The organism is Nocardia aobensis NBRC 100429 (assembly GCF_000308375.1).
Classification (GTDB): domain Bacteria; phylum Actinomycetota; class Actinomycetes; order Mycobacteriales; family Mycobacteriaceae; genus Nocardia; species Nocardia aobensis.
Genome location: NZ_BAFQ01000222.1, coordinates 1 through 708, shown reverse-complemented (window position 1 = coordinate 708; position 708 = coordinate 1). Strand labels below are relative to the sequence as shown.

Below are 708 nucleotides of genomic sequence, written 5' to 3'. Positions count from 1 at the left end.
ATGGCGGTGGTGCACGCCATCAGCGTGTGCTCGAATCCGGCCTGGGCCGGCACCGAGCAGGTACGCCAGATGTCCCTCGACGGTGACGTGCTGACGCTCATCGGCGCCGCGCAGGTGGACGGGCGGACCCAGCGCCGCATTCTCACCTGGCGCAGGTCCGCCCGCCCGTGATCACTCCGGCGAGTACGAGAACAGAGGTTCGTCGAATTGCACGGAATCACCGTCCTGTTTGAGGATCGCCGTGACGACCCCGCCCGCCTCGGCCGTCACCGGGATCATCAGCTTCATCGCCTCGACGATGCCGACCTGACGCCCCGGCGACACCCGGTCGCCGACCGCCACGAACGGCTCGGCACCGGGCTGCGGGCTCCGATAGAACACGCCCACACTGGGTGCGCGGATCACCGGATCGGTCACCGGCACCTCGGTCGCGATGTCGGTTGCCGGTGCCGGTGCCCGGTGCGGCGCCGGCACTCACCGCAGCCTCCCCCGGGCCTTGCGGCCACTGCGCCTCCACGGTCACCTCACCGACCTGGATCCGCAGGCCGCTGGGCTGTGCCGGGAAGCCTGCCAGCAGCCGCAACGCGCCCGACTGGATGGCGTCGAGTATCTGCAGATAGTCGTGCGGGGCGGCATCGAGTTCCGCTGCGGGGGTGACGTTTTCGTCCATTGCTGTCATGACGGCACGCTCCGGTCAGTAGTTGCCCA

The 708-nt window shown here is 69.4% G+C and carries 2 protein-coding genes; one reads left to right on the top strand and one right to left on the bottom strand.

Annotated elements, in window-relative coordinates; translation table 11 throughout:
* Positions 1-171 carry a lipocalin-like domain-containing protein gene (locus RJ03_RS39095; RefSeq protein ID WP_083871371.1) on the top strand — a complete coding sequence of 57 codons (171 nt, stop codon included), beginning with the start codon at positions 1-3 and terminating at the stop codon, positions 169-171.
* On the opposite strand, the gene RJ03_RS27310 is transcribed toward RJ03_RS39095, so the two are convergent.
* Positions 172-417 (bottom strand): acetyl-CoA carboxylase biotin carboxyl carrier protein, encoded by a 246-nt coding sequence (locus RJ03_RS27310; RefSeq protein ID WP_218001008.1) that lies wholly within the window; start codon positions 415-417, stop codon positions 172-174.
* Between the last annotated feature and the right edge of the window lie 291 nt (positions 418-708).